A 22,364-nucleotide genomic window follows, 5' to 3' on the forward strand; every position below is an offset into this window, starting at 1 on the left:
AGAATGGCAGATAACAGTACCATATTAGAAAAATTAGACGGACTCGTAGCCCGTTTTGAAGAAATATCTACCCTTATCACAGACCCGGCAGTGATTGCCGATCAGAAACGTTACGTCAAGTTGACTAAAGAATATAAGGAATTAGACGACTTGATGAAAGCAAGGAAAGAATATATCCAATTACTGGGTAATATTGAAGAAGCTAAAAATATCCTTGCTAATGAATCGGACGCTGAAATGCGCGAGATGGCGAAAGAAGAAATGGACAATAGTCAAGAGCGCCTTCCGGTATTGGAAGAAGAAATCAAACTGATGCTTGTCCCTGCCGATCCGCAAGACAGCAAGAACGCAATTCTTGAAATCCGTGGTGGTGCAGGAGGTGATGAAGCAGCGATCTTTGCCGGTGACCTCTTTCGTATGTATGCCAAATTCTGTGAAACCAAAGGTTGGAAGATGGAAGTCTCCAATGCAAACGAAGGGACAGCAGGAGGATTCAAAGAAGTTGTTTGTAGCGTCACGGGCGATAATGTATACGGAATCTTAAAATATGAATCGGGAGTACACCGCGTACAGCGTGTTCCTGCTACCGAAACACAAGGACGTGTTCATACTTCTGCCGCATCAGTGGCGGTACTTCCCGAAGCTGAAGAATTCGATGTAGTCATCAACGAAGGAGAAATCAAATGGGATACTTTCCGAAGTGGTGGTGCCGGTGGACAGAATGTAAATAAGGTAGAATCCGGAGTACGTCTGCGTTATATCTGGAAGAACCCGAATACAGGTATTGCCGAAGAAATACTCATTGAATGTACCGAAACACGTGACCAACCGAAAAATAAGGAACGTGCTTTGGCCCGTCTCCGTACGTTTATCTATGACAAGGAACATCAGAAATACATCGATGACATTGCCTCCAAACGTAAAACAATGGTATCGACCGGAGACCGTTCTGCTAAAATCCGCACCTACAACTATCCGCAGGGACGAATCACCGACCATCGCATCAATTACACGATTTATAATCTTGCTGCATTCATGGACGGGGATATTCAAGACTGTATCGACCACCTGATCGTAGCAGAAAACGCGGAACGCTTGAAAGAAAGCGAGCTTTAGAAAAATGAAGAGTTGATCGTTGAGAATGATTTCTTAGAAATAGTCAATAGTAAATTGTATAATAGTAAATAACAAGATGGATAAGCAACAATTATTTGAAAACATAAAGCGCAAAAAATCATTCCTCTGTGTAGGACTTGATACTGACATCAAGAAAATCCCAGAGCATCTGTTGAAAGAAGAAGATCCGATCTTTGCATTCAACAAAGCCATCATCGACGCGACAGCAGATTTGTGCATCGCCTATAAACCCAATCTGGCTTTCTATGAAAGCATGGGCGTAAAAGGATGGATCGCATTTGAAAAGACAGTAAAATACATCAAAGATAACTATCCGGATCAATTCATTATCGCTGACGCAAAGCGTGGTGACATCGGAAATACTTCTGCAATGTACGCCCGCACCTTCTTTGAAGAGCTTAATATCGACTCTGTAACGGTAGCTCCTTATATGGGCGAAGACAGTGTTACTCCGTTCCTTACCTATGAAGGTAAATGGGTGATTCTGTTGGCATTGACTTCCAACAAAGGTTCGCATGACTTCCAACTAACAGAAGATGTAAACGGCGAACGTCTGTTCGAGAAAGTATTACGTAAATCACAAGAATGGGCTAGTGACGACCGCATGATGTATGTGGTAGGTGCCACTCAAGGACGCGCTTTCGAAGATATTCGTAAAATTGTTCCGAACCATTTCCTTCTCGTACCAGGTGTAGGAGCACAAGGCGGTTCGCTCGAAGAAGTTTGTAAATACGGAATGAACAGTACATGCGGAATCATTGTTAATTCCTCACGTGGTATCATCTACGTAGATAAAACAGAGAAGTTTGCAGAAGCTGCCCGCACCGCCGCACAAGAAGTACAGGCGCAAATGGCTGAACAACTCAAAGCAATTCTCTGAAAAGAGAAAAAGGATCTCTAAAGAAAACGAATGCCTTACGAAAGAAAGATAATTAACGACCCCGTATTCGGGTTCATCAATATTCCAAAGGGGTTACTGTACGATATAGTACGGCATCCCCTTTTGCAGCGTCTTACCCGCATCAAGCAGGTAGGATTATCATCTGTTGTATACCCCGGTGCACAACATACCCGCTTCCAACACTCTTTAGGTGCTTTTTACTTGATGAGTGAAGCTATCAGCCAACTGGCTTCTAAAGGTAATTTCATCTTTGACAGTGAAGCGGAAGCTGTACAGGCCGCCATCCTGTTACATGATATAGGACATGGCCCTTTCTCACATGTACTGGAAAATACTATAGTAAAAGGAGTCTCCCACGAAGAGATTTCCCTCATGCTGATGGAACGGATGAACAAAGAGATGAACGGTCAGCTTAGTCTTGCCATTCAAATCTTCAAAGACGAATATCCAAAACGCTTTCTCCATCAACTTGTAAGCGGCCAGCTGGATATGGACAGATTGGATTATCTTCGCCGCGACAGCTTTTACACAGGTGTGACAGAAGGAAATATCGGTTCCGCACGGATTATAAAAATGCTTGATGTAGCGGACGACCGCCTGGTTGTCGAATCCAAAGGAATCTACTCTATCGAGAATTTCCTTACGGCACGTCGCCTGATGTATTGGCAAGTATATCTGCATAAGACGTCCGTCGCATACGAAAAAATGCTTATCAGTACCCTATTACGTGCTAAAGAACTGGCATCACAAGGAGTGGAACTGTTCGCATCACCCGCATTGCGTTTTTTCCTTTACAATGATATCAATCCTACGGGGTTCTATAACAACCCCGACTGTCTGGAGAATTTTATTCAACTGGACGACAATGATATATGGACAGCCTTGAAAGTGTGGAGTACTCATACAGACAAGGTACTTTCTACTTTAAGCATGGGAATGATAAACCGAAATATCTTTAAAGTAGAAATTTCATCGGAACCGATTAGTGAGGACAGAAAAAAAGAATTAACTTTGCACATCAGCCAGCAATTAGGTATAACCCTTTCCGAAGCGAACTATTTTGTCTCTACCCCCAGCATCGAAAAGAATATGTATGACCCGGCAGATGACAGTATTGACATTATCTACAAAGACGGCACTATCAAAAATATTGCCGAAGCATCGGACATGCTGAACATTTCATTATTGTCCAAAAAGGTAAAGAAATACTATCTCTGCTATCAGAGATTACACAGATAAGTATAAAATATTCATGCAATAACACGGAAATCTGAAAAAAAAATCCGTTATTTGTGAACTAATTAAATTTTAAATTAAAGACATGGAGTTCTCGGCTAAGCAAATTGCAGCATTTATCCAAGGGGAAATCATTGGAGACGAAAACGCTACGGTACACACATTCGCTAAAATTGAAGAGGGAATGCCCGGAGCAATTTCTTTCCTGTCAAATCCCAAATATACACCTTACATCTACGAGACACAATCAAGCATTGTCCTGGTTAACAAGGACTTCACTCCCGAGCACGAAATAAAAGCTACTCTGATTAAGGTAGACAATGCATATGAAAGTCTGGCTAAATTGCTCAATCTTTATGAGATGAGCAAGCCTAAGAAACAAGGTATAGATTCATTAGCTTTCGTTGCACCCAGCGCCAAAATTGGTGAGAACGTATACATCGGTGCATTTGCCTATATCGGTGAAAATACCGTGATCGGAGATAATACCCAAATTTATCCACACACTTTTGTTGGAGACGGCGTGAAGATAGGCAACAGTTGCTTGCTTTACTCCAATGTAAATGTTTATCATGATTGCCGCATAGGTAACGAATGTATCCTGCACTCGGGTGCAGTGATCGGAGCTGACGGATTTGGCTTTGCTCCCACTCCGAACGGATACGATAAGATTCCGCAAATCGGAATTGTCATTCTGGAAGATAAAGTAGATATAGGTGCTAATACTTGTGTAGACCGTGCTACAATGGGAGCTACGGTAGTGCATAGTGGTGTCAAATTAGACAATCTGATACAAATAGCACATAATGATGAAATAGGTTCGCATACCGTAATGGCTGCACAAGCCGGAATTGCCGGTTCTACCAAAATTGGTGAATGGTGTATGATCGGAGGCCAGGTAGGTATTGCAGGACATTCCAAGATAGGAGACAAAGTTGGTTTAGGCGCACAGTCAGGTGTACCCGGAGACATCAAATCCGGTAGTCAACTTATCGGAACTCCTCCCATGGAACTGAAGCAATACTTTAAAGCATCCGTCGCACAAAGAAGCTTGCCGGATATGCAGAAAGAATTGCGTAATCTGCGCAAAGAAGTAGAAGAATTAAAACAACTATTAAATAAGTAACCAATGCTGAAACAAAAAACGCTGAAAGATAGCTTTTCACTGAGCGGGAAAGGTCTTCACACTGGACTTGATCTCACTGTAACATTTAATCCTGCTCCGGACAATCACGGATATAAGATCCAGCGCATTGACGTAGAAGGACAACCAACTATCGATGCAGTAGCCGACAATGTGACAGAAACCACTCGTGGTACTGTATTGTCGAAGAATGGAGTCAAAGTAAGCACCGTTGAACATGGTATGGCAGCCCTCTACGCACTGGGCATTGATAACTGCCTCATCCAGGTTAACGGACCGGAATTTCCTATTTTAGATGGTAGTGCACAATATTATGTACAAGAAATAGAACGTGTAGGAACCGTAGAACAAAATGCCGTCAAAGACTTTTATATTATCAAGTCTAAAATTGAGTTCCGGGATGAAACGACAGGCTCTTCTATCATTGTACTTCCTGACGAGAATTTCAGTCTGAATGTACTGGTTTCTTACGATTCAACCATTATTCCGAATCAGTTTGCTACACTCGAAGATATGCATAATTTCAAAGACGAAGTGGCTGCCAGCCGTACTTTCGTCTTTGTTCGCGAAATAGAACCGCTGCTTTCCGCCGGATTGATTAAAGGGGGTGACCTGGACAATGCAATCGTAATCTACGAGCGTAAGATGTCACAGGAAAGTTTCGACAAGTTGGCAGATGTGATGGGAGTACCTCACATGGACGCTGAACAATTAGGCTATATCAACCACAAGCCGTTGGTTTGGCCCAATGAATGTGCCCGCCACAAGTTGTTGGATGTGATCGGTGACCTTGCTTTAATTGGTAAACCGATTAAAGGTCGTATCATTGCTACCCGTCCCGGACATACTATCAATAATAAGTTTGCACGCCAGATGCGGAAAGAAATCCGTTTGCACGAGATACAGGCGCCAAGTTACGACTGTAGTCGTGAGCCGGTAATGGATGTAAACCGTATCCGCGAATTATTGCCGCACCGCTATCCTTTCCAACTGGTTGACAAAGTGATTGAGATTGGTGCTAACTACATTGTAGGTATCAAAAATATCACGGCTAACGAACCTTTCTTTCAGGGACATTTCCCACAAGAACCTGTGATGCCGGGAGTACTTCAAGTAGAAGCAATGGCACAAGTCGGTGGTTTACTTGTCTTGAATTCAGTAGACGAACCCGAACGTTATTCTACCTATTTCATGAAAATAGATGGAGTGAAATTTCGCCAGAAAGTAGTGCCGGGAGATACTATTATCTTCCGTGTAGAAATGCTGGCACCTATCCGCCGCGGCATTTCTACTATGAAAGGATATGCATTTGTTGGCGAGAAAGTTGTTTGCGAAGCAGAGTTCATGGCACAAATAGTGAAAAATAAGTAATAATTGATATATTAAAAGCATGATAAGTCCTTTAGCGTATATTCATCCCGAAGCTAAAATCGGGGAAAATGTAGAAATTGCGCCTTTTGTATTTATAGATAAGAACGTAGTTATCGGCGACAACAATAAAATTATGGCTAACGCCAATATTTTATATGGTTCACGTATTGGTAACGGAAACACTATTTTTCCGGGTGCTGTTATCGGAGCCGTTCCGCAGGACCTTAAGTTTCGCGGTGAAGAATCGACAGCCGAAATCGGGGATAATAATCTGATTCGTGAAAATGTAACAATCAACCGTGGTACAGCAGCTAAAGGGCGCACGATTGTAGGAAATAACAATCTACTGATGGAGGGTGTACACGTAGCACACGACGCATTGGTTGGTAACGGATGTATCATCGGTAACTCTACCAAGATGGCAGGTGAAATCATCATTGATGATAATGCGATTGTCAGTGCTAATGTATTGATGCACCAATTCTGTCATGTAGGGAGTCATGTAATGATTCAGGGCGGCTGCCGCTTCAGTAAAGATATTCCTCCTTACATCATCGCAGGACGTGAACCGATTGCTTTCAGTGGAATCAATATCATCGGTCTGCGCCGTCGTGGTTTTGCCAATGAAGTGATCGAAAGTATTCACAATGCATATCGTATCATTTATCAAAGTGGTTTGAACACGACAGAAGCATTGAAGAAAATAGAAGATGAATTTGAAAAAAGTCCGGAAATTGACTATATTATTGATTTCATCCGTAATTCAGAACGTGGTATCATTAAATAAACAGTTCAAAATAGTCATATTATGATATACAGATTTACTATCATATCTGATGAAGTTGACGATTTTGTCAGAGAAATACAAATTGATCCGGAAGCTACTTTTTATGACTTCCATGAAGCAATACTGAAATCAGTAGGGTACACAAACGACCAGATGACTTCTTTCTTTATCTGCGATGACGATTGGGAAAAAGGAAAAGAAGTAACCTTGGAAGAAATGGACGACAATCCGGAAATGGATAGCTGGGTAATGAAAGACACCGTTATCAGTGAACTGGTGGAAGATGAAAAACAGAAACTGCTATATGTATTCGATTACATAACAGAACGTTGTTTCTTCATCGAACTATCCGAAATTATCACCGGAAAAGATATGAATGGCGCCAAATGTACCAAGAAATCAGGAGATGCCCCTAAACAAACGGTAGATTTTGAAGAAATGGCTGCTGCCAGCGGTTCTCTTGATCTGGATGAAAACTTCTATGGTGACCAAGATTTCGACATGGAAGACTTCGATCAGGAAGGATTCGACATAGGTGGCGACGCAAGTACTCCATACGAAGAAGAAAAATTTTAAGTATTAAGTATCAAGTATTAGGTATTAATTGCTATGCAGCGCCAAGCAGTTAATACCTAATATTTTTTAGTTCCCCACACATCTTAATACTTAATACTTGATACATAATACTTAATACTTAAAGCCCAATGCCTACTCTCATTGTTCTAATAGGTCCTACAGGTGTAGGGAAAACGGAATTGAGCCTGCGCTTAGCAGAAACTTTTCAGACAAGTATTGTATCTGCCGACTCGAGACAGCTTTATGCCGAATTAAAAATAGGCACGGCAGCTCCTACTCCCGATCAACTTAAACGTGTCCCTCATCAATTGGTCGGTACGCTCCACCTTACAGACTATTACAGTGCCGCCCAGTATGAAATAGAAGCGTTGGAAATTCTGGAAAAATTATTTACACAACATGAAGTTGTGATTCTCACAGGTGGCTCAATGATGTATGTAGACGCTATCTGTAAAGGTATCGACGATATTCCTACCGTTGATGCGGAAACCCGTCAACTCATGCTACAGAAATATGAGGAGGAAGGACTTGAACAACTCTGTGCAGAACTTCGCCTGCTAGATCCGGAATATTATCGGATAGTGGATCTGAAGAATCCCAAACGTGTAATTCATGCATTGGAAATTTGCTATATGACCGGACGCACTTATACTTCTTTTCGCACCCAACAAAAAAAGCAACGTCCTTTCCGTATTCTAAAAATCGGTCTGACTCGCGACCGGGAAGAGTTGTATGACCGTATTAACCGTCGGGTAGATCAGATGATGGAGGAAGGATTACTGGAAGAAGTACGCTCGGTACTTCCCTATCGCCACCTCAATTCGCTCAACACAGTAGGTTATAAAGAACTGTTCAAGTATCTGGATGGAGAATGGGAACTCCCCTTTGCCATAGATAAAATCAAGCAAAACTCCCGCATTTATTCGCGTAAACAGATGACTTGGTTCAAAAGAGATGAAGAAATACAATGGTTCCATCCGGAACAAGAAACGGAGATACTGGCGTACCTCCGTCAATTTTTATCATAATGTATTTTGACCGTATTTGAAAATAGAGAGTATTTGAAAATCCACTGCTATTCTTCGGATACGGTTGTTTTTATTGTGGAAGTTACTGTATCATTCACAGTACGAATAGGAATCTGACGGACTTGATATTCCTCTTTTACTAAAAGATTCACTTCAATCACTCCATTCTTCCCCTTATCACCATAAGCCGCCAAAGCATTCTTATCTTTCAATACAGATATACTTCTAATACGATCAGGAGATATATTTGCCAAAGGATCATCACCAGAAGCCTCTTTGCCATCAATAATAATCAAAGGCTTCCCTCCAGTAGCAGAATGAAACGTAACACCCCAATTCTTAGCCCCACTATTCAATGCGTCTAACCTTGTTTTATTAAGACTTCCTACTTCTATCTTTTTCGGTTTAAACTTCTTTTCCGAATATAGCTTTATATTCATCAATCCATCCTTGGCTTTTTCTCCATAAATCTTGATAGCCTTTTCAGCACCTATAACAGAGATACTCTCAATACGTTCCGGATTCAAGGCATTTACCACTTCATAGTCCGACTCCTTCCCATTAATAATAACTAAAGGTTTTTCTTCACCTGAAATTCCCCGCACCGAAACAGCCACCTCCTTTTCTCCGGATGTTAAGACAGAATCTTTCTTTTCTGCACGATACCCTACCACTATCACCTTATTTTTAGCAGTATCAGCCGGTTCCTTAACAACATTTTCTTCACTCTTTTTTTCTACAATTGCTGCCAAATCATTAACTTTGGCGACAGAAATCTCTTCCATTGTTTCAGAGATTTCAGGACGGGCAAAAGCGGTTACTGCAATAGCTGCCAACGGAAGTACATACAAATACTTCAACCGTGCCCACGGATTCGATTTTTCTTTTAACATCATAGTGATACGTTTTTTAAGTTTACTGTGATTAAAGCTGTTGGCCATAGAGTAGAGCCTTGTGCCAACAGCTTTTTTTATTAATAATAGTTGATATTCCTTCGCGTTTACACCCTCATTGATTACAGTCTCATCCGCTTCGTACTCATGAATATTCTGCAACTCCTGTTTCAACAACCACGCACCAGGGTTGAACCATTGGAAAAAGATGCAAATATCCGCCACCAATAAGTCAACTGAATGACGATGGTGAATATGAGCCATTTCATGAATAAGGATTTCCCTCCCGTTTTCCTTCAGGTCTTTCCGGCTGATGACAATATACTTCATCCAACTGAACGGAGCTATCTCCTGATTGTGCACCACAAGTGTACCCCCCTTTTCCAACTTCTCATGTTTACCGGAATGTATTAACCGGAAGAGACAAATCAAAGAATAGATATTGCGACAGGCAAGAAACAGAATACCCGCCAAATAAACCAGCAGAACCACCTGTACCCAAGATATAGCCGACGTCTCCTGCACTACATCAGCATCAACAGGGGTAGCTTCCAACTCTGCCATCAGTAGCAACTGCTCGATGGAAAGCATAGCCTGTTGCACCTCAACCTGATGCCGGGTAGTTACTTCGATACAAGGAATGAGTAATGAAAAGAACAACACTCCCAATAAAGCCATTCGATTGAAACGATGAAAAGTTTCCTTGCTAAGTAATAACCTGAAAAACAGGTAAAACAAAACAAGACAAACTGACGATTTTAATATATAGATGAAGAAAACTCCCATAGCATAGATTTTCGTTAAAAAAATTAGTGTTTCTTATCAGCCTGTTCCACTTCGTGAATGAGTTGTTTCAATTCATCCAACGAAATATCTTCCTCTTTAACCAAAGAAGAAACAGCATTCAGATAAGAATTATTAAAATACTTGCTAATCACATTCCGCAACGTTCCTTTACGAAAATCCTCTTCACTGACTACGGGATAGTATTGATAAGTATTCCCAAAAGTATAGTGAGCTAAAAAACCTTTTTCTTCCAGCCCACGCACAATCGTAGATAATGTATTAAAATGAGGCTTGGGCTCTTCATAGAAAGCCAACATTTCTTTCACAAACAAGGGGCCTTTTTCCCAGAAAAAGCCCATGATTTCTTCTTCTTTTGCTGTTAATCCTTTCATATCTGCAACTTTGTTTGCTGCAAATAACGAAAAGTTTTAGTTCATAAACTAATTTATCTAGTTAAAGTAAACTAAAAGCTATAGTTAAGAAGAAAATCTTACTATTAAATACCTGTGAAACAGAATTTCGACTAATCCTTTAGCCCCACAGTTTATTCACAATAAAGTTGCCGATATAGAATAAGTCGCCCATAAAAACAATACTGAATACCAGAAAAGTGAAACAAGTACTCCATCGGGCTCCTCCATCCTCTTCGCCGCGTTTGATACGGAGCAAGGAACTATGCAAACAATCACCTGCTATGAACAGCACAAACAAACTCGGTATCAAGTCACCCCACGATACCAACCACAGATTATCCCCCTTCCCTAACAGGAATGTCAATGCTACGGCCAATAAGAAGACAGAAGCATATTGCAAGTCTTTTCTTTTTGAATTCATAGTGGTAATGTTTAAAGTCCTTTTCACAAAGATATTGAATCTCACCCAATAATCCTTATCAAATCTATATAAAAATCGGTCAGGCTTTGTTGAATCTAAGTTTATTGTTACTTTTGCAAGTACGAATTAAAACCAAAACCGATTATAAAAGCAGATGAAAAAGATCAGCATCACTTTATTACTCTGCCTTCTCTGTCTGACCGGAATGGCACAAGGACAAAAGGCACTCGATTTAAAAGATATCACCTCCGGACGTTTCCGCCCGGAAAATATCCAGGGAGTAATCCCCATGCCTGATGGCGAACACTACACGCAGATGAACGCTGACGGCACGCAAATCATTAAATACTCTTTCAAAACAGGCGAGAAAGTAGAAGTGATTTTCGATGTAAGCACTACACGCGAATGTGACTTCAAGAACTTCGACAGTTACCAGTTCTCGCCCGACGGTCAGAAATTGCTGATTGCTACTAAAACGACACCTATATATAGGCATTCATACACAGCTGTACATTACATTTACCCTTTGAAACGAAATGATAAGGGCGTTACGACAAACAACATTATTGAACGGCTGTCTGACGGTGGACCTCAACAGGTCCCCGTCTTTTCTCCAGACGGTACAATGATTGCTTTTGTCCGCAACAATAACATATTTCTTGTTAAGCTGCTTTATGGCAACAGTGAAAGCCAAATCACGGAGGATGGCAAACAGAACTCTGTAATCAACGGCATCCCCGACTGGGTGTATGAAGAAGAGTTCGGTTTCGACCGTGCTTTGGAATTCAGCGCTGACAATACACTGATCGCTTTCATCCGCTTCGATGAGTCAGAAGTTCCCTCCTATTCTTTTCCGGTATTTGCCGGGCAAGCACCCCACATTGATGCTTTAAAAGATTATCCGGGTGAATATACCTACAAGTATCCGAAAGCCGGATACCCGAATTCGAAAGTAGAAGTACGCACGTATGACATCAAGTCACATGTCACCCGTACGATGAAACTCCCGCTGGATGCAGATGGATACATTCCGCGTATCCGTTTCACAAAGGATGCCAACAAATTGGCTATCATGACATTGAACCGTCATCAAGACCGTTTCGATCTCTACTTTGCCGATCCTCGTTCAACACTTTGCAAACTAATACTCCGTGATGAATCTCCTTATTACATAAAGGAGAATATTTTCGATAACATTCAGTTCTATCCGGAATATTTCAGCCTGCTTAGCGAACGTGACGGTTACAGTCATCTCTATTGGTATAGCATGGGAGGTAACCTGATTAAAAAGGTTACTAATGGTAAGTTCGAAGTGAAAGATTTCCTGGGATATGATGAAGAAGACGGCTCTTTCTATTATACCAGCAACGAAGAGAGTCCTCTGCGCAAGGCTGTCTATAAAACAGACAAGAAAGGCAAAAAGACCAAATTGTCTCAACAGGCAGGAACCAATACACCGCTTTTCAGCAAATCGATGAAGTATTATATGAACAAGTTCTCCAGCCTGGATACTCCTTTGTTAGTTACCTTGAACGATAATTCGGGCAAAACGCTCAAAACGCTTATTACAAATGATGCGTTGAAACAAACATTGTCCGGATATGCAGTACCACAAAAAGAGTTCTTTACTTTCCAGACTACAGATGGCGTGAAGTTGAACGGCTGGATGATGAAACCGGTTAATTTCTCCGCATCCAAAAAATATCCGGTACTGATGTATCAATATAGTGGCCCGGGTTCCCAACAGGTATTGGATACTTGGGGAATCAGCTGGGAGACATACATGGCAAGCCTCGGTTATATCGTGGTATGTGTAGATGGTCGTGGCACTGGAGGCCGTGGAGAAGCTTTTGAGAAATGTACCTATTTGAAAATCGGAGTCAAAGAAGCCAAAGACCAGGTGGAAACAGCGCTTTACCTAGGCAAACAAGCGTATGTGGACAAAGACCGCATCGGTATCTGGGGTTGGAGTTATGGCGGATACATGACTCTTATGAGCATGAGCGAAGGAACTCCCGTATTCAAAGCCGGAGTAGCAGTAGCCGCACCGACCGACTGGCGTTTCTATGATACGATTTATACCGAACGTTTCATGCGCACTCCCAAAGAAAATGCGGAAGGATATAAGGAATCATCAGCCTTCACCCGTGCCGATAAACTTCATGGAAATTTATTGCTGGTACATGGTATGGCAGATGACAATGTTCACTTCCAGAACTGTGCAGAATATGCCGAGCAGTTAGTCCAGCTTGGAAAACAATTTGATATGCAAGTGTACACGAACCGTAATCATGGAATATATGGTGGCAACACCCGCCAACACCTGTACACACGGTTGACTAACTTCTTCTTGAACAACTTATAATGACGGATAGAGTACGTAAGCCCGAATGGCTGAAAATTAATATCGGTGCCAACGAACGATACACCGAAACAAAGCGAATTGTCGACTCCCACTGCTTGCACACTATATGCAGCAGTGGGCGTTGCCCTAATATGGGGGAATGCTGGGGAAAAGGAACTGCCACCTTCATGATTGGCGGTGATATCTGCACACGTAGCTGTAAATTTTGTAACACACAGACAGGACGTCCCCATCCGTTAGATGTAAACGAACCGACGCACGTAGCAGAGTCCATCGCACTGATGAAACTGGATCATGCCGTCATCACCTCTGTAGACCGGGATGATTTACCTGATTTGGGAGCAGCACATTGGGCACGTACCATCCGGGAAATAAAACGGTTGAATCCACAGACAACCATTGAAGTACTGATTCCGGATTTTCAAGGCAGAATGGAGTTGGTAGATTTAGTAATTGACGCCCGCCCCGACATCATATCACACAATATGGAAACTGTGCGCCGCATTAGTCCACTAGTGCGCAGTGCAGCAAATTATGATACAAGCTTACAGGTTATCAGGCACATTTCCGAAAAGGGAGTCAAATCTAAAAGCGGCATTATGGTCGGACTGGGTGAAACTCCGGAGGAAGTCGAAACATTGATGGACGATCTGTTAGCAACCGGTTGCCAGATCCTTACCATAGGTCAATACCTGCAACCGAGTCACCGGCATTATCCTGTTGCGGCATACATCACTCCGTTGCAATTCGCGAAATATAAAACAGTTGGTTTAGAGAAAGGGTTCAACATCGTAGAGAGTGCTCCCCTTGTTCGTTCCTCCTACCATGCAGAGAAACATATTCGTTAGAAAACAAAACACATACACTATTTGTTTTATAGATAGAACCGACAAATAAACATAAATATAGAGATGGACCATAAAGGAATACTTTCTTCCGCATTTAACATGTCGCTGGGTTTTATCCCCGTTATTATTTCCATTTTGTTGTGTGAACTTATAACGCAAGACACGGCTATTTACATCGGTACAGGTATAGGTATTATAGGAATATACCTTTCTTATCGACGTAAAGGATTGTTAATTCCTAATTTTATCCTCTATATAGCGACCGGAGTGTTGGCACTATTATCCGTAGCAGCTCTCATTCCCGGTGATTATGTTCCCCCCGGTGCGTTACCACTGACTCTGGAAGTCAGTATTCTCATTCCGATGCTAAGTCTTTATATGCATAAGAAAAGGTTTATCAACCACTTCTTAAAACAGATAGGTTCTTGCAACAAACGTTTATATGCTCAGGGAGCAGAAGCCGCCGTTGTATCTGCCCGCATTGCCCTGATTTTTGGAATACTGCATTTCATTATAATCAGCATCACTGTCATTTTGCAGGACCCACTTAGTAAGACAAGTCTGTTTGTACTCTATAAAGTATTACCTCCTACGGTCTTTCTCATGAGCATCCTGTTCAACCAGATCGCTATCCGTTTCTTCAATCACTTAATGTCTCACACAGAATATGTTCCTATTGTGAATACAAAAGGAGACGTAATCGGGAAGACCCCTGCGATAGAGGCTGTTAATTATAAGAACGCGTACATCAATCCGGTGATAAGAATTGCCATATCCACTCACGGAATGCTATTCCTTTGCGACAGATCGTCAACAGCAATTTTGGACAAAGGAAAAGTGGATATTCCCATGGAATGTTATCTCCGTTACGGAGAATCTTTGGAGGCAGGTGCCACTCGTTTGATAAACAATGCTTTCCCGCATGAGAAAGATATCAAACCAGAATTCAACATCGTTTATCACTTTGAAAATGAAGTAACCAACCGTCTTATCTACTTATTCATCGTTGATATCAAGGATGATTCCATCCTTTGTACCCCTCGCTTTAAAAACAGTAAGCTATGGAGTTTCAAACAGATAGAGGAAAACTTGGGAAAAGGCTTCTTCAGTAGCTGTTTCGAAGATGAATATGAACACCTGAAAGGCGTTATTTATATAAGAGAAAAATACAGGGAATCTTAGACAGTTCAGGCACATGTCCCTTCCAGTCCTTCACTGTACGCGTCTGTATATACTCTCCTTCACACGTAATATCGGCAGCAATACAAAGCTTTGTTTGAGGACGGCAGTTTAATAAAATATCTTCTATCATCTTATGATTCCGGTAAGGCGTCTCAATGAAAAGTTGTGTCTGATTTTCAGCATACACACGCTGCTCCAATGTTTTCAGTTTCTTGGCACGTTCCCCCGGTTCAATCGGCAGATAACCATGAAACGCAAAGCTCTGCCCGTTAAAGCCCGAAGCCATCACGGAAAGAATAATCGAAGAGGGTCCGACCAAAGGAACGACCTTCAGTTTTTTACGTTGTGCGATGGCAACCACATCCGCTCCCGGATCAGCTACCGCCGGACAACCGGCTTCGGAGATAACTCCCATTGAAGCTCCGCCTACCAAAGGTTGCAGATAACCGGAAATATCTTCAGGTGAAGTATGTTTGTTCAACGGATAAAATGTCAACGCATCAATATCAATCTCCCGGTCCACCTTTTTCAGGAAACGACGGGCAGAACGAACATCTTCGACTATAAAATACCGGATACCGGAAATAATTTCCTTATTATAGGAAGGCAATACCTTTTCAATCGATGTATCGCCTAAAGTCACGGGCAACAAATAAAGGGCAGTTTCCACTTATTAAATTGAGAATTGAAAATTAAAAATTGAGAAACAAGAAAGAGAAACGATTCAGGAAGCCAGGTAGTTGGATTCACTTAACATTTCGTGGTAATCAGTAAATTCCAGAAGATCTTTCAGCTTCATATCCTTATGCTTTTTCATGTAAGAAGCAATGATTCTTGCTCCCACCCACGTACCTATCAATGCCGGAGCTTGAGCACCCAACATATCAACAGCAGGAGCAGGCTTCATATAATAGCGAATCACCATCGGGTCACGAGCATGCAGATGATCGTTGGTACAGATATAATTCCATATCTCCTTTTCATTATCCTTGCACCAGTCGCTTTCCTCCTTGGAATACCCCATTGCTTCACCTATATCACTATATCCCAATAAGTTCTGCACTACGTAATTGATCTTCCCCGTATGCATCATCAAGTCAATCAGACAAGTACCTTCATGATAGTTCATACCGTAGCGGCTCAAAAGATAAAAAACAAAACAATCCGGCACAATCCGTTCCGGACGCATCGAGCGACACTGATAATCGTAATAGAAACGCTTATAAAGAGGATAATCTTCCCCCATATATTTATCAAGACTGATTCCCAATAAAGAATCCACCAAAATAATAGATTCGTTGAAAGCGGATACTTGCGAATAGATAAACGGCACTTTCGTATCAGGCACTTCCTTTTTCAGTTTCCGGAATCCTTTGCTAAGTCCTTTTTCCACTTCATCCAGATTAGGATATTTTGCTTCTACATCGCTAAGCAAACGAACCAAAGTCGTATCCGAATAGAATTTTTGCAGACGTTGCGAGATGGTATCATCTTTCACCGTGCCGATAGACAATACATCCTCAATCAGGATCTTCGTCGGCATACGGTAGTCCATCGTCAACTTCTGCATGGCAGAAAAGCTGTTGGAGCGAACATATTCGCTCAACAGCTTATCATATCTCAGAACAGAAATCTCTTCTTCCTTCTGCTCCATACCCTTTCCTGTGCTTATCCCGCAGGAGGTGAAAAGCATACTCATTAATATAATAAGAAGAGAGATCCGTAGTTTCATAATCTTTTATCCGTAAATGATGTTACCATTTTCGTCCATGTACTCATCGAGTCCTTTTTCGTAAGTAGCCATGGCACGAAGACTCATACCTACGCTGGAGAATCCACCGTCATGGAATAAGTTCTGCATAGTCACCTTACGGGTAAGATCGGAGAACATCACGATGCAATAATCGGCACATTCGTCAGCCGTTGCATTTCCGAGCGGAGACATACGGTTGGAGAAGTCGAACAATTTGTCCATACCCTTCACGCCCGAACCGGCAGTAGTAAATGTAGGCGACTGTGAAATCGTGTTCACACGTACGCTATGTTCGCGTCCGTAAATGTAACCGAAGCTGCGAGCAATAGACTCCAACAAAGCCTTTGCATCTGCCATATCATTATAGCCATAGAAAGTACGCTGTGCGGCTACGTAGCTCAAAGCAACGATAGAACCATAATCAGCAATAGCATTCAGTTTCTTGGCCGACTGAATCATTTTGTGGAATGAAACAGCTGAAATATCCAATGTCTTATCCAACATTCCATAGTCAAGGTCATCGTAAGTACGTTTCTTGCGCACGTTGGGAGACATACCGATAGAGTGGAGTACAAAATCAATTTGTCCACCCAGTATATCCATGGAGGTCTTGAATACATTCTCCAAATCTTCTACGCTAGTGGCGTCTGCCGGAACAACCTGGCAATTTAATTTTTCGGCCAAAGCATCGACTTCTCCCATACGGATAGCCATCGGAGTATTTGATAATGTAATGGTTGCACCTTCTTCTACGGCACGCTCTGCCACTTTCCAGGCAATAGACTGATCGTTCAAAGCACCGAAGATAACACCTCTTTTTCCTTTCAACAAGTTGTAACTCATATCTTTTAATAGTTAAATTTTGTGCAAAGATAGGAACTTTCTGCATAAAAACACGAGAAGTGTGCAAATAATAGACAGAAATGACAAAAAATACACGTAATCTATCAATTAGTCCACATCGCCTTAGGCTTTCCCACCTATCTTTGCAATCGATAATTAAGAGGTTTTTTCAAGAAAAACAATAGATGTATAACCCTATAGAAATTAAGTTACTAAATGAACACATTGACAAAAAGACTCTTCTGGATAGCCGTATGCTGTTTACCGTTTATTGCATCGGGATGTAAACAAAGCAAGACTGCTGTAAAAGAAAGCTCAATCAGTGACGCTCTTTACCAGAATTTACCTTTTGAAATGCCGAAAGTACAACAACCGGTTTTTCCTGCTTACGAAGTAAACATTGAGAAATTCGGAGCCAAAGGAGACGGTCTGTTCCTGAATACCAAAGCTATCAACGATGCTATTAAAGACGTGAATCAACACGGAGGGGGTAAAGTGATTATCCCGGAAGGTGTCTGGTTGACTGGTCCGATCGAGTTGTTGAGCAATGTAAACCTATATACGGAACAAAATGCGCTGGTGCTTTTTACCGGTGATTTTGAGGCATATCCTATCATTGCCACTTCTTTCGAAGGACTCGAGACTCGTCGTTGCCAATCGCCGATTTCAGCACGCAATGCAGAAAATATCGCTATCACCGGACATGGTACATTTGACGGAAACGGTGACTGCTGGCGTCCGGTGAAAAAAGGAAAGCTGACTGCTTCACAATGGAAAAAGCTGGTAAATTCAGGAGGTGTTCTCGACGAGAAACAAGAGATATGGTATCCTACTGCCGGCTCACTGAAAGGTGCAATGGCTTGCAAAGACTTCAATGTACCCGAAGGTATCAACACAGATGAAGAATGGGCAGAAATCCGTCCGTGGTTGCGTCCGGTACTGTTGAGTATCGTCAAAAGTAAAAAGGTACTGCTGGAAGGCGTTACTTTCAAAAACTCACCAAGCTGGTGTCTGCACCCCTTGTCATGCGAAGATTTCACAGTAAATAATATCATGGTCATCAACCCCTGGTATTCTCAAAACGGTGATGCTATCGACTTGGAATCCTGTAAAAACGCTCTGATTATCAATAGTGTGTTTGATGCGGGAGATGATGCCATCTGTATCAAATCCGGTAAAGACGAAGATGGACGCCGTCGTGGAGAACCTTGCCAGAACGTGATCGTGAAAAACAATACAGTATTGCACGGACACGGTGGATTCGTGGTAGGTAGTGAAATGTCCGGCGGTGTGAAGAATATCTATGTAGAGGACTGCACATTTATGGGTACAGATGTAGGTTTGCGTTTCAAGAGTACCCGCGGACGTGGCGGTGTGGTAGAAAACATCTACATTAACAATATCAACATGATTAATATCCCGAATGAACCTTTATTGTTCGACTTGTTCTACGGTGGAAAAGGTGCCGGTGAAGAATCGGAAGAAGATCTGTTGAACCGTATGAAGACTGCCATTCCTCCGGTGACGGAAGAAACACCTGCTTTCCGCAATATTCACATCTCCAATATTGTTTGCAGAGGTTCGGGACGTGCCATGTTCTTCAACGGACTGCCGGAAATGCCCATCAGCAATATTACCGTTAAAAACGTTGTGATGACGGAAGCTACGGATGGAGTCGTTATCAGCCAGGTGGACGGAGTTACTCTGGAAAATATTTATGTAGAATCTTCTAAAGGCAACAACATATTAAATGTTAAGAATGCCAAGAATCTGACTATAGACGGAAAGGTTTATGAGGAATTAGGAGCAAAAGAGGAGATTTTAAGTCTCAAATAAGGTTCACCACAGAGGACACGGAGGACACAGAGGAATAAACATGCAGTAAATGGATTTTATTTTATTAAACAGAATTCTCTGTGTCCTCCGTGTCCTCTGTGGTGAAAGAGAAGAAAACCACAATATCATTATATAGAGTAAAAAGCTCAAATAGCAGACTATAATCTCCTCAAAAGAGACACAGTCTGCTATTTTTTCTGCTATTTTTGCAAGGAGAAATACGACGTATAATTTCAGCCTTAGAAACATGAAGAAGAATCTTTTTATTATTACTTTCTTTTTAGGAGCTTTCAGTCTGTCTGCCCAAGCGCAGAAACAGGAGAAAACCATCACAGTTGAAGTGCAGAACAACTGGAATCAGGCAAAAACGGATGCTCCGATTGTCATCAATTTGCATGAACTGCATACTGGTTTCAAAGTAAAATCTGCCATTGTCATGGAAGGGAGCAAGGAAATAGCTTCCCAGTTGGACGATCTGAACAGAGACCGTAAGATGGACGAACTGGCTTTTGTTGCCGATCTTCCTGCTCATGGTAGAAAAACATTCCAGATTACTCTTTCTTCAGAAAAGAGTACAAAGACTTATCCTGAACGAGTTTATGCCGATATGTTTATCGTAGACAACCGGAAAGGAAAGCATCAGCGGGTACAAGCTATCACTGTTCCCGGCACTAGTAATATATACAGTATGGTACGTCCTCACGGTCCGGTATTGGAATCGGAACTGGTAGGATACCGCCTTTATTTCAATGAGAAACAGACGCCGGATATTTATGGCAAGTTCAACAAAGGGCTGGAAATCAAAGAATCGCAGTTCTATCCGACGGATGAGCAGTTAGCCAAAGGATTCGGAGATGACGTGCTCCGTGTGTTCGACAGCTGCGGACCGGGTGCGTTGAAAGGTTGGGACGGACAGCAAGCTACACACATCACTCCGGTAGATACCCGCACGGAACGTATCATCTCTTACGGACCGGTACGCGTGATTGCTGAAATTGAAGTGACCGGATGGAAATATCAGGATACGGAACTGAATATGATGACACGTTATACGCTCTATGCAGGACATCGCGATCTTCATATTGAAGCATTCTTTGACGAACCGCTCAATAAGGAAGTTTTCTGCACAGGTGTACAAGACATAGTAGGTACTTCCAAGTCTTTCTCCGATCATAAAGGGCTTGTAGGAAGCTGGGGAACGGACTGGCCTGTAAACGATACAGTGAAATATGCTAAAGAAACCGTAGGACTGGGCACTTGCATTCCTCAACGTTATGTGAAATCGGAAGAAAAGGATAAAGCTAACTTCCTTTATACGATTACCGCTCCGGGAAATAAATATTTCCAGTATCATACGACTTTTACTTCGATGAAAGAAACTTTCGGATATAAAACACCGGAAGCATGGTTTGCCTATCTTCGTGAATGGAAAGAAGAGTTGGCTCACCCGGTAACCGTAAAGGTGATAAGGTAGATACATATACAACTAAACAAAAATTACGAGGTTTCTACCAATTTTTCTATGACTCTGCACAAATATTCCTCCTTGTGCAGAGTCTTTTTTTCTACCTTTGTCACCGGATAAAACCAGCAAATCACTTATATAATTATAATCTATAACATGAAACGATTGACACAGACTTTAGCTTTTTGCCTATTAACGGTCTTCACCGCAGTAGCACAAAAAAACTATGTATCTGAGGTATGGGTTTCCGACCTCGGAAACGGTAAATACAAAAATCCGGTACTTTATGCCGATTACTCCGATCCTGACGCTTGCCGCGTAGGAGATGATTTCTATATGACTTCATCCAGTTTCAACTGTTTACCCGGATTACAAATCCTACATTCCAAGGACTTGGTGAACTGGACGATTATCGGTGCCGCCGTCCCCAATGCCCTCCCTCCCATCGAAACTCCGGAACGGCCGGAACATGGCAACCGTGTCTGGGCCCCAGCCATTCGCCATCATAACGGAGAGTTCTATATCTTTTGGGGGGATCCTGACCAGGGAGCTTTTATGGTGAAAGCCAAAGACCCGAAAGGTCCGTGGAGCGAACCAGTCTTGGTGAAACCGGGAAAAGGAATTATTGACACCTGCCCGTTTTGGGATGAAGACGGGAAAGTGTATATGGTACATGCATACGCAGGAAGTCGTGCCGGACTGAAAAGTGTAATCACCATCTGCGAACTAAATGCAGAAGCAACAAAAGCCATCACTCCTTCACGCATAATCTTCGATGGTCATGAAGCACATCAGACTTGTGAAGGTCCTAAAATGTATAAAAGAAATGACTATTATTATATCTTCCATCCGGCCGGTGGCGTACCAACAGGCTGGCAGGTTGTACTACGTTCTAAAAACATCTATGGTCCCTACGAATGGAAAACCGTACTTGCGCAAGGCAACTCTCCTGTCAACGGTCCTCATCAGGGTGCATGGGTAGATACTCCTACCGGAGAAGATTGGTTCCTTCACTTTCAGGATGTGGGTGCTTATGGACGTATCATGCATCTTCAGCCTATGAAATGGGTAAACGACTGGCCTGTGATTGGCATAGACAAAGACGGTGACGGCTGTGGCGAACCTGTTCTGACTTATAAAAAGCCGAATGTAGGTAAAACATATCCTATCTGCACTCCGCAGGAAAGTGACGAGTTCGACGGATATACCCTCTCTCCACAATGGCAATGGCATGCCAACATCAATGAAAAATGGGCATACTATGCAGGTGATAAGAGCTATGTAAGATTATACTCCTATCCGGTTTTGAATGACTATAAAAATCTGTGGGATGTAGCCAACCTGCTTCTACAGAAAACGCCTTCTGACAATTTCACTGC

General features: G+C 42.2%; 19 protein-coding genes and 1 pseudogene. 14 read left to right on the forward strand and 6 right to left on the reverse strand.

Annotation, left to right across the window (positions count from 1 at the left end):
- Positions 1-3 precede the first annotated feature (3 nt).
- The 8 genes from prfA to miaA all read left to right on the forward strand — a co-directional run bounded on the left by prfA (position 4) and on the right by miaA (position 8,180).
- A complete protein-coding gene (gene prfA / locus AAHJ11_RS05875; RefSeq protein ID WP_004304534.1) occupies positions 4-1,116 on the forward strand; it encodes a peptide chain release factor 1 in 1,113 nt (370 codons plus the stop codon).
- Between the two features lie 76 nt (positions 1,117-1,192).
- A complete protein-coding gene (gene pyrF / locus AAHJ11_RS05880; protein ID WP_074560076.1) occupies positions 1,193-2,017 on the forward strand; it encodes an orotidine-5'-phosphate decarboxylase in 825 nt (274 codons plus the stop codon).
- A 30-nt stretch (positions 2,018-2,047) separates the two neighbouring features.
- Complete coding sequence (locus tag AAHJ11_RS05885) at positions 2,048-3,277, forward strand: HD domain-containing protein (RefSeq protein WP_413579180.1); 1,230 nt, start codon at positions 2,048-2,050, stop codon at positions 3,275-3,277.
- 82 nt (positions 3,278-3,359) lie between these two features.
- Positions 3,360-4,400 carry a UDP-3-O-(3-hydroxymyristoyl)glucosamine N-acyltransferase gene (gene lpxD / locus AAHJ11_RS05890; RefSeq protein ID WP_217721561.1) on the forward strand — a complete coding sequence of 347 codons (1,041 nt, stop codon included), beginning with the start codon at positions 3,360-3,362 and terminating at the stop codon, positions 4,398-4,400.
- Between the two features lie 3 nt (positions 4,401-4,403).
- Positions 4,404-5,789: a bifunctional UDP-3-O-[3-hydroxymyristoyl] N-acetylglucosamine deacetylase/3-hydroxyacyl-ACP dehydratase gene (locus AAHJ11_RS05895; RefSeq protein WP_148364309.1), complete on the forward strand. Its 1,386-nt coding sequence runs from the start codon at positions 4,404-4,406 to the stop codon at positions 5,787-5,789.
- A gap of 19 nt (positions 5,790-5,808) precedes the next feature.
- Positions 5,809-6,576, forward strand: coding sequence for an acyl-ACP--UDP-N-acetylglucosamine O-acyltransferase (gene lpxA, locus AAHJ11_RS05900; RefSeq protein WP_148364308.1), 768 nt, complete (start codon positions 5,809-5,811; stop codon positions 6,574-6,576).
- Positions 6,577-6,597: 21 nt separating this feature from the next.
- Entirely contained in the window at positions 6,598-7,152 is a 555-nt protein-coding gene (locus AAHJ11_RS05905) for a plasmid pRiA4b ORF-3 family protein (RefSeq protein WP_148364307.1), read from the forward strand.
- A gap of 128 nt (positions 7,153-7,280) precedes the next feature.
- On the forward strand, positions 7,281-8,180 hold the full coding sequence (miaA, locus tag AAHJ11_RS05910; protein ID WP_074636178.1) for a tRNA (adenosine(37)-N6)-dimethylallyltransferase MiaA: 900 nt from the start codon (positions 7,281-7,283) through the stop codon (positions 8,178-8,180).
- Between the two features lie 47 nt (positions 8,181-8,227).
- On the opposite strand, the gene AAHJ11_RS05915 is transcribed toward miaA, so the two are convergent.
- The 3 genes from AAHJ11_RS05915 to AAHJ11_RS05925 all read right to left on the reverse strand — a co-directional run bounded on the left by AAHJ11_RS05915 (position 8,228) and on the right by AAHJ11_RS05925 (position 10,693).
- Positions 8,228-9,859 carry a M56 family metallopeptidase gene (locus tag AAHJ11_RS05915; RefSeq protein ID WP_413579184.1) on the reverse strand — a complete coding sequence of 544 codons (1,632 nt, stop codon included), beginning with the start codon at positions 9,857-9,859 and terminating at the stop codon, positions 8,228-8,230.
- 23 nt (positions 9,860-9,882) lie between these two features.
- The gene (locus tag AAHJ11_RS05920; RefSeq protein WP_009000503.1) at positions 9,883-10,251 is read right to left on the reverse strand and encodes a BlaI/MecI/CopY family transcriptional regulator; all 369 of its coding nucleotides are present in this window, start codon (positions 10,249-10,251) and stop codon (positions 9,883-9,885) included.
- A 139-nt stretch (positions 10,252-10,390) separates the two neighbouring features.
- Positions 10,391-10,693, reverse strand: coding sequence for a hypothetical protein (locus AAHJ11_RS05925; protein ID WP_004304524.1), 303 nt, complete (start codon positions 10,691-10,693; stop codon positions 10,391-10,393).
- Positions 10,694-10,847: 154 nt separating this feature from the next.
- On the opposite strand from AAHJ11_RS05925, the gene AAHJ11_RS05930 reads away from it, so the two are divergent.
- From AAHJ11_RS05930 to AAHJ11_RS05940, 3 genes are all read left to right on the forward strand, one after another.
- Positions 10,848-13,058 carry a S9 family peptidase gene (locus AAHJ11_RS05930; protein WP_148364305.1) on the forward strand — a complete coding sequence of 737 codons (2,211 nt, stop codon included), beginning with the start codon at positions 10,848-10,850 and terminating at the stop codon, positions 13,056-13,058.
- A complete protein-coding gene (lipA, locus tag AAHJ11_RS05935) occupies positions 13,058-13,906 on the forward strand; it encodes a lipoyl synthase (RefSeq protein WP_148364304.1) in 849 nt (282 codons plus the stop codon). The genes AAHJ11_RS05930 and lipA overlap by 1 nt, the downstream gene beginning before the upstream one ends.
- Positions 13,907-13,969: 63 nt before the next feature.
- Complete coding sequence (locus AAHJ11_RS05940) at positions 13,970-15,088, forward strand: hypothetical protein (protein WP_148364303.1); 1,119 nt, start codon at positions 13,970-13,972, stop codon at positions 15,086-15,088.
- Here AAHJ11_RS05940 and AAHJ11_RS05945 read toward each other — a convergent pair.
- From AAHJ11_RS05945 to AAHJ11_RS05955, 3 genes are read right to left on the reverse strand one after another with little or no spacing between them, the layout of a single operon-like run.
- Positions 15,054-15,758: an SAM-dependent methyltransferase gene (locus tag AAHJ11_RS05945; protein ID WP_148364302.1), complete on the reverse strand. Its 705-nt coding sequence runs from the start codon at positions 15,756-15,758 to the stop codon at positions 15,054-15,056. The genes AAHJ11_RS05940 and AAHJ11_RS05945 overlap by 35 nt on opposite strands.
- A gap of 54 nt (positions 15,759-15,812) precedes the next feature.
- A complete protein-coding gene (locus AAHJ11_RS05950; RefSeq protein WP_148364301.1) occupies positions 15,813-16,820 on the reverse strand; it encodes a gliding motility lipoprotein GldB in 1,008 nt (335 codons plus the stop codon).
- A 6-nt stretch (positions 16,821-16,826) separates the two neighbouring features.
- The gene (locus AAHJ11_RS05955) at positions 16,827-17,684 is read right to left on the reverse strand and encodes an enoyl-ACP reductase (protein WP_004304518.1); all 858 of its coding nucleotides are present in this window, start codon (positions 17,682-17,684) and stop codon (positions 16,827-16,829) included.
- Positions 17,685-17,900: 216 nt separating this feature from the next.
- Between AAHJ11_RS05955 and AAHJ11_RS05960 the strand changes: the two are divergent.
- The 3 genes and pseudogenes from AAHJ11_RS05960 to AAHJ11_RS05970 all read left to right on the forward strand — a co-directional run.
- A pseudogene (locus tag AAHJ11_RS05960) lies at positions 17,901-19,558 on the forward strand (glycoside hydrolase family 28 protein).
- Between the two features lie 209 nt (positions 19,559-19,767).
- Positions 19,768-20,994 (forward strand): DUF4861 domain-containing protein, encoded by a 1,227-nt coding sequence (locus AAHJ11_RS05965; RefSeq protein ID WP_148364298.1) that lies wholly within the window; start codon positions 19,768-19,770, stop codon positions 20,992-20,994.
- A gap of 147 nt (positions 20,995-21,141) precedes the next feature.
- On the forward strand, positions 21,142-22,364 hold a 1,223-nt coding region (locus AAHJ11_RS05970; protein ID WP_413579186.1), incomplete at its 3' end, for a family 43 glycosylhydrolase.

The organism is Bacteroides sp. 90-K9/2, assembly GCF_047310725.1.
Lineage (GTDB): Bacteria > Bacteroidota > Bacteroidia > Bacteroidales > Bacteroidaceae > Bacteroides > Bacteroides vicugnae.

Excerpts from the sequence above, each read along its gene's own strand:
- AAHJ11_RS05920 (WP_009000503.1), bottom strand. The coding sequence starts at position 10,251 with ATGAAAGGATTAACAGCAAAAGAAGAAGAAATCATGGGCTTTTTCTGG.
- miaA (WP_074636178.1), top strand. The coding sequence starts at position 7,281 with ATGCCTACTCTCATTGTTCTAATAGGTCCTACAGGTGTAGGGAAAACG.
- lpxA (WP_148364308.1), top strand. The coding sequence starts at position 5,809 with ATGATAAGTCCTTTAGCGTATATTCATCCCGAAGCTAAAATCGGGGAA.
- AAHJ11_RS05955 (WP_004304518.1), bottom strand. The coding sequence starts at position 17,684 with ATGAGTTACAACTTGTTGAAAGGAAAAAGAGGTGTTATCTTCGGTGCT.
- AAHJ11_RS05940 (WP_148364303.1), top strand. The coding sequence starts at position 13,970 with ATGGACCATAAAGGAATACTTTCTTCCGCATTTAACATGTCGCTGGGT.
- AAHJ11_RS05965 (WP_148364298.1), top strand. The coding sequence starts at position 19,768 with ATGAAGAAGAATCTTTTTATTATTACTTTCTTTTTAGGAGCTTTCAGT.
- lpxD (WP_217721561.1), top strand. The coding sequence starts at position 3,360 with ATGGAGTTCTCGGCTAAGCAAATTGCAGCATTTATCCAAGGGGAAATC.
- lipA (WP_148364304.1), top strand. The coding sequence starts at position 13,058 with ATGACGGATAGAGTACGTAAGCCCGAATGGCTGAAAATTAATATCGGT.
- AAHJ11_RS05905 (WP_148364307.1), top strand. The coding sequence starts at position 6,598 with ATGATATACAGATTTACTATCATATCTGATGAAGTTGACGATTTTGTC.
- pyrF (WP_074560076.1), top strand. The coding sequence starts at position 1,193 with ATGGATAAGCAACAATTATTTGAAAACATAAAGCGCAAAAAATCATTC.
- AAHJ11_RS05885 (WP_413579180.1), top strand. The coding sequence starts at position 2,048 with ATGCCTTACGAAAGAAAGATAATTAACGACCCCGTATTCGGGTTCATC.
- prfA (WP_004304534.1), top strand. The coding sequence starts at position 4 with ATGGCAGATAACAGTACCATATTAGAAAAATTAGACGGACTCGTAGCC.
- AAHJ11_RS05925 (WP_004304524.1), bottom strand. The coding sequence starts at position 10,693 with ATGAATTCAAAAAGAAAAGACTTGCAATATGCTTCTGTCTTCTTATTG.
- AAHJ11_RS05915 (WP_413579184.1), bottom strand. The coding sequence starts at position 9,859 with ATGGGAGTTTTCTTCATCTATATATTAAAATCGTCAGTTTGTCTTGTT.
- AAHJ11_RS05895 (WP_148364309.1), top strand. The coding sequence starts at position 4,404 with ATGCTGAAACAAAAAACGCTGAAAGATAGCTTTTCACTGAGCGGGAAA.
- AAHJ11_RS05930 (WP_148364305.1), top strand. The coding sequence starts at position 10,848 with ATGAAAAAGATCAGCATCACTTTATTACTCTGCCTTCTCTGTCTGACC.
- AAHJ11_RS05950 (WP_148364301.1), bottom strand. The coding sequence starts at position 16,820 with ATGAAACTACGGATCTCTCTTCTTATTATATTAATGAGTATGCTTTTC.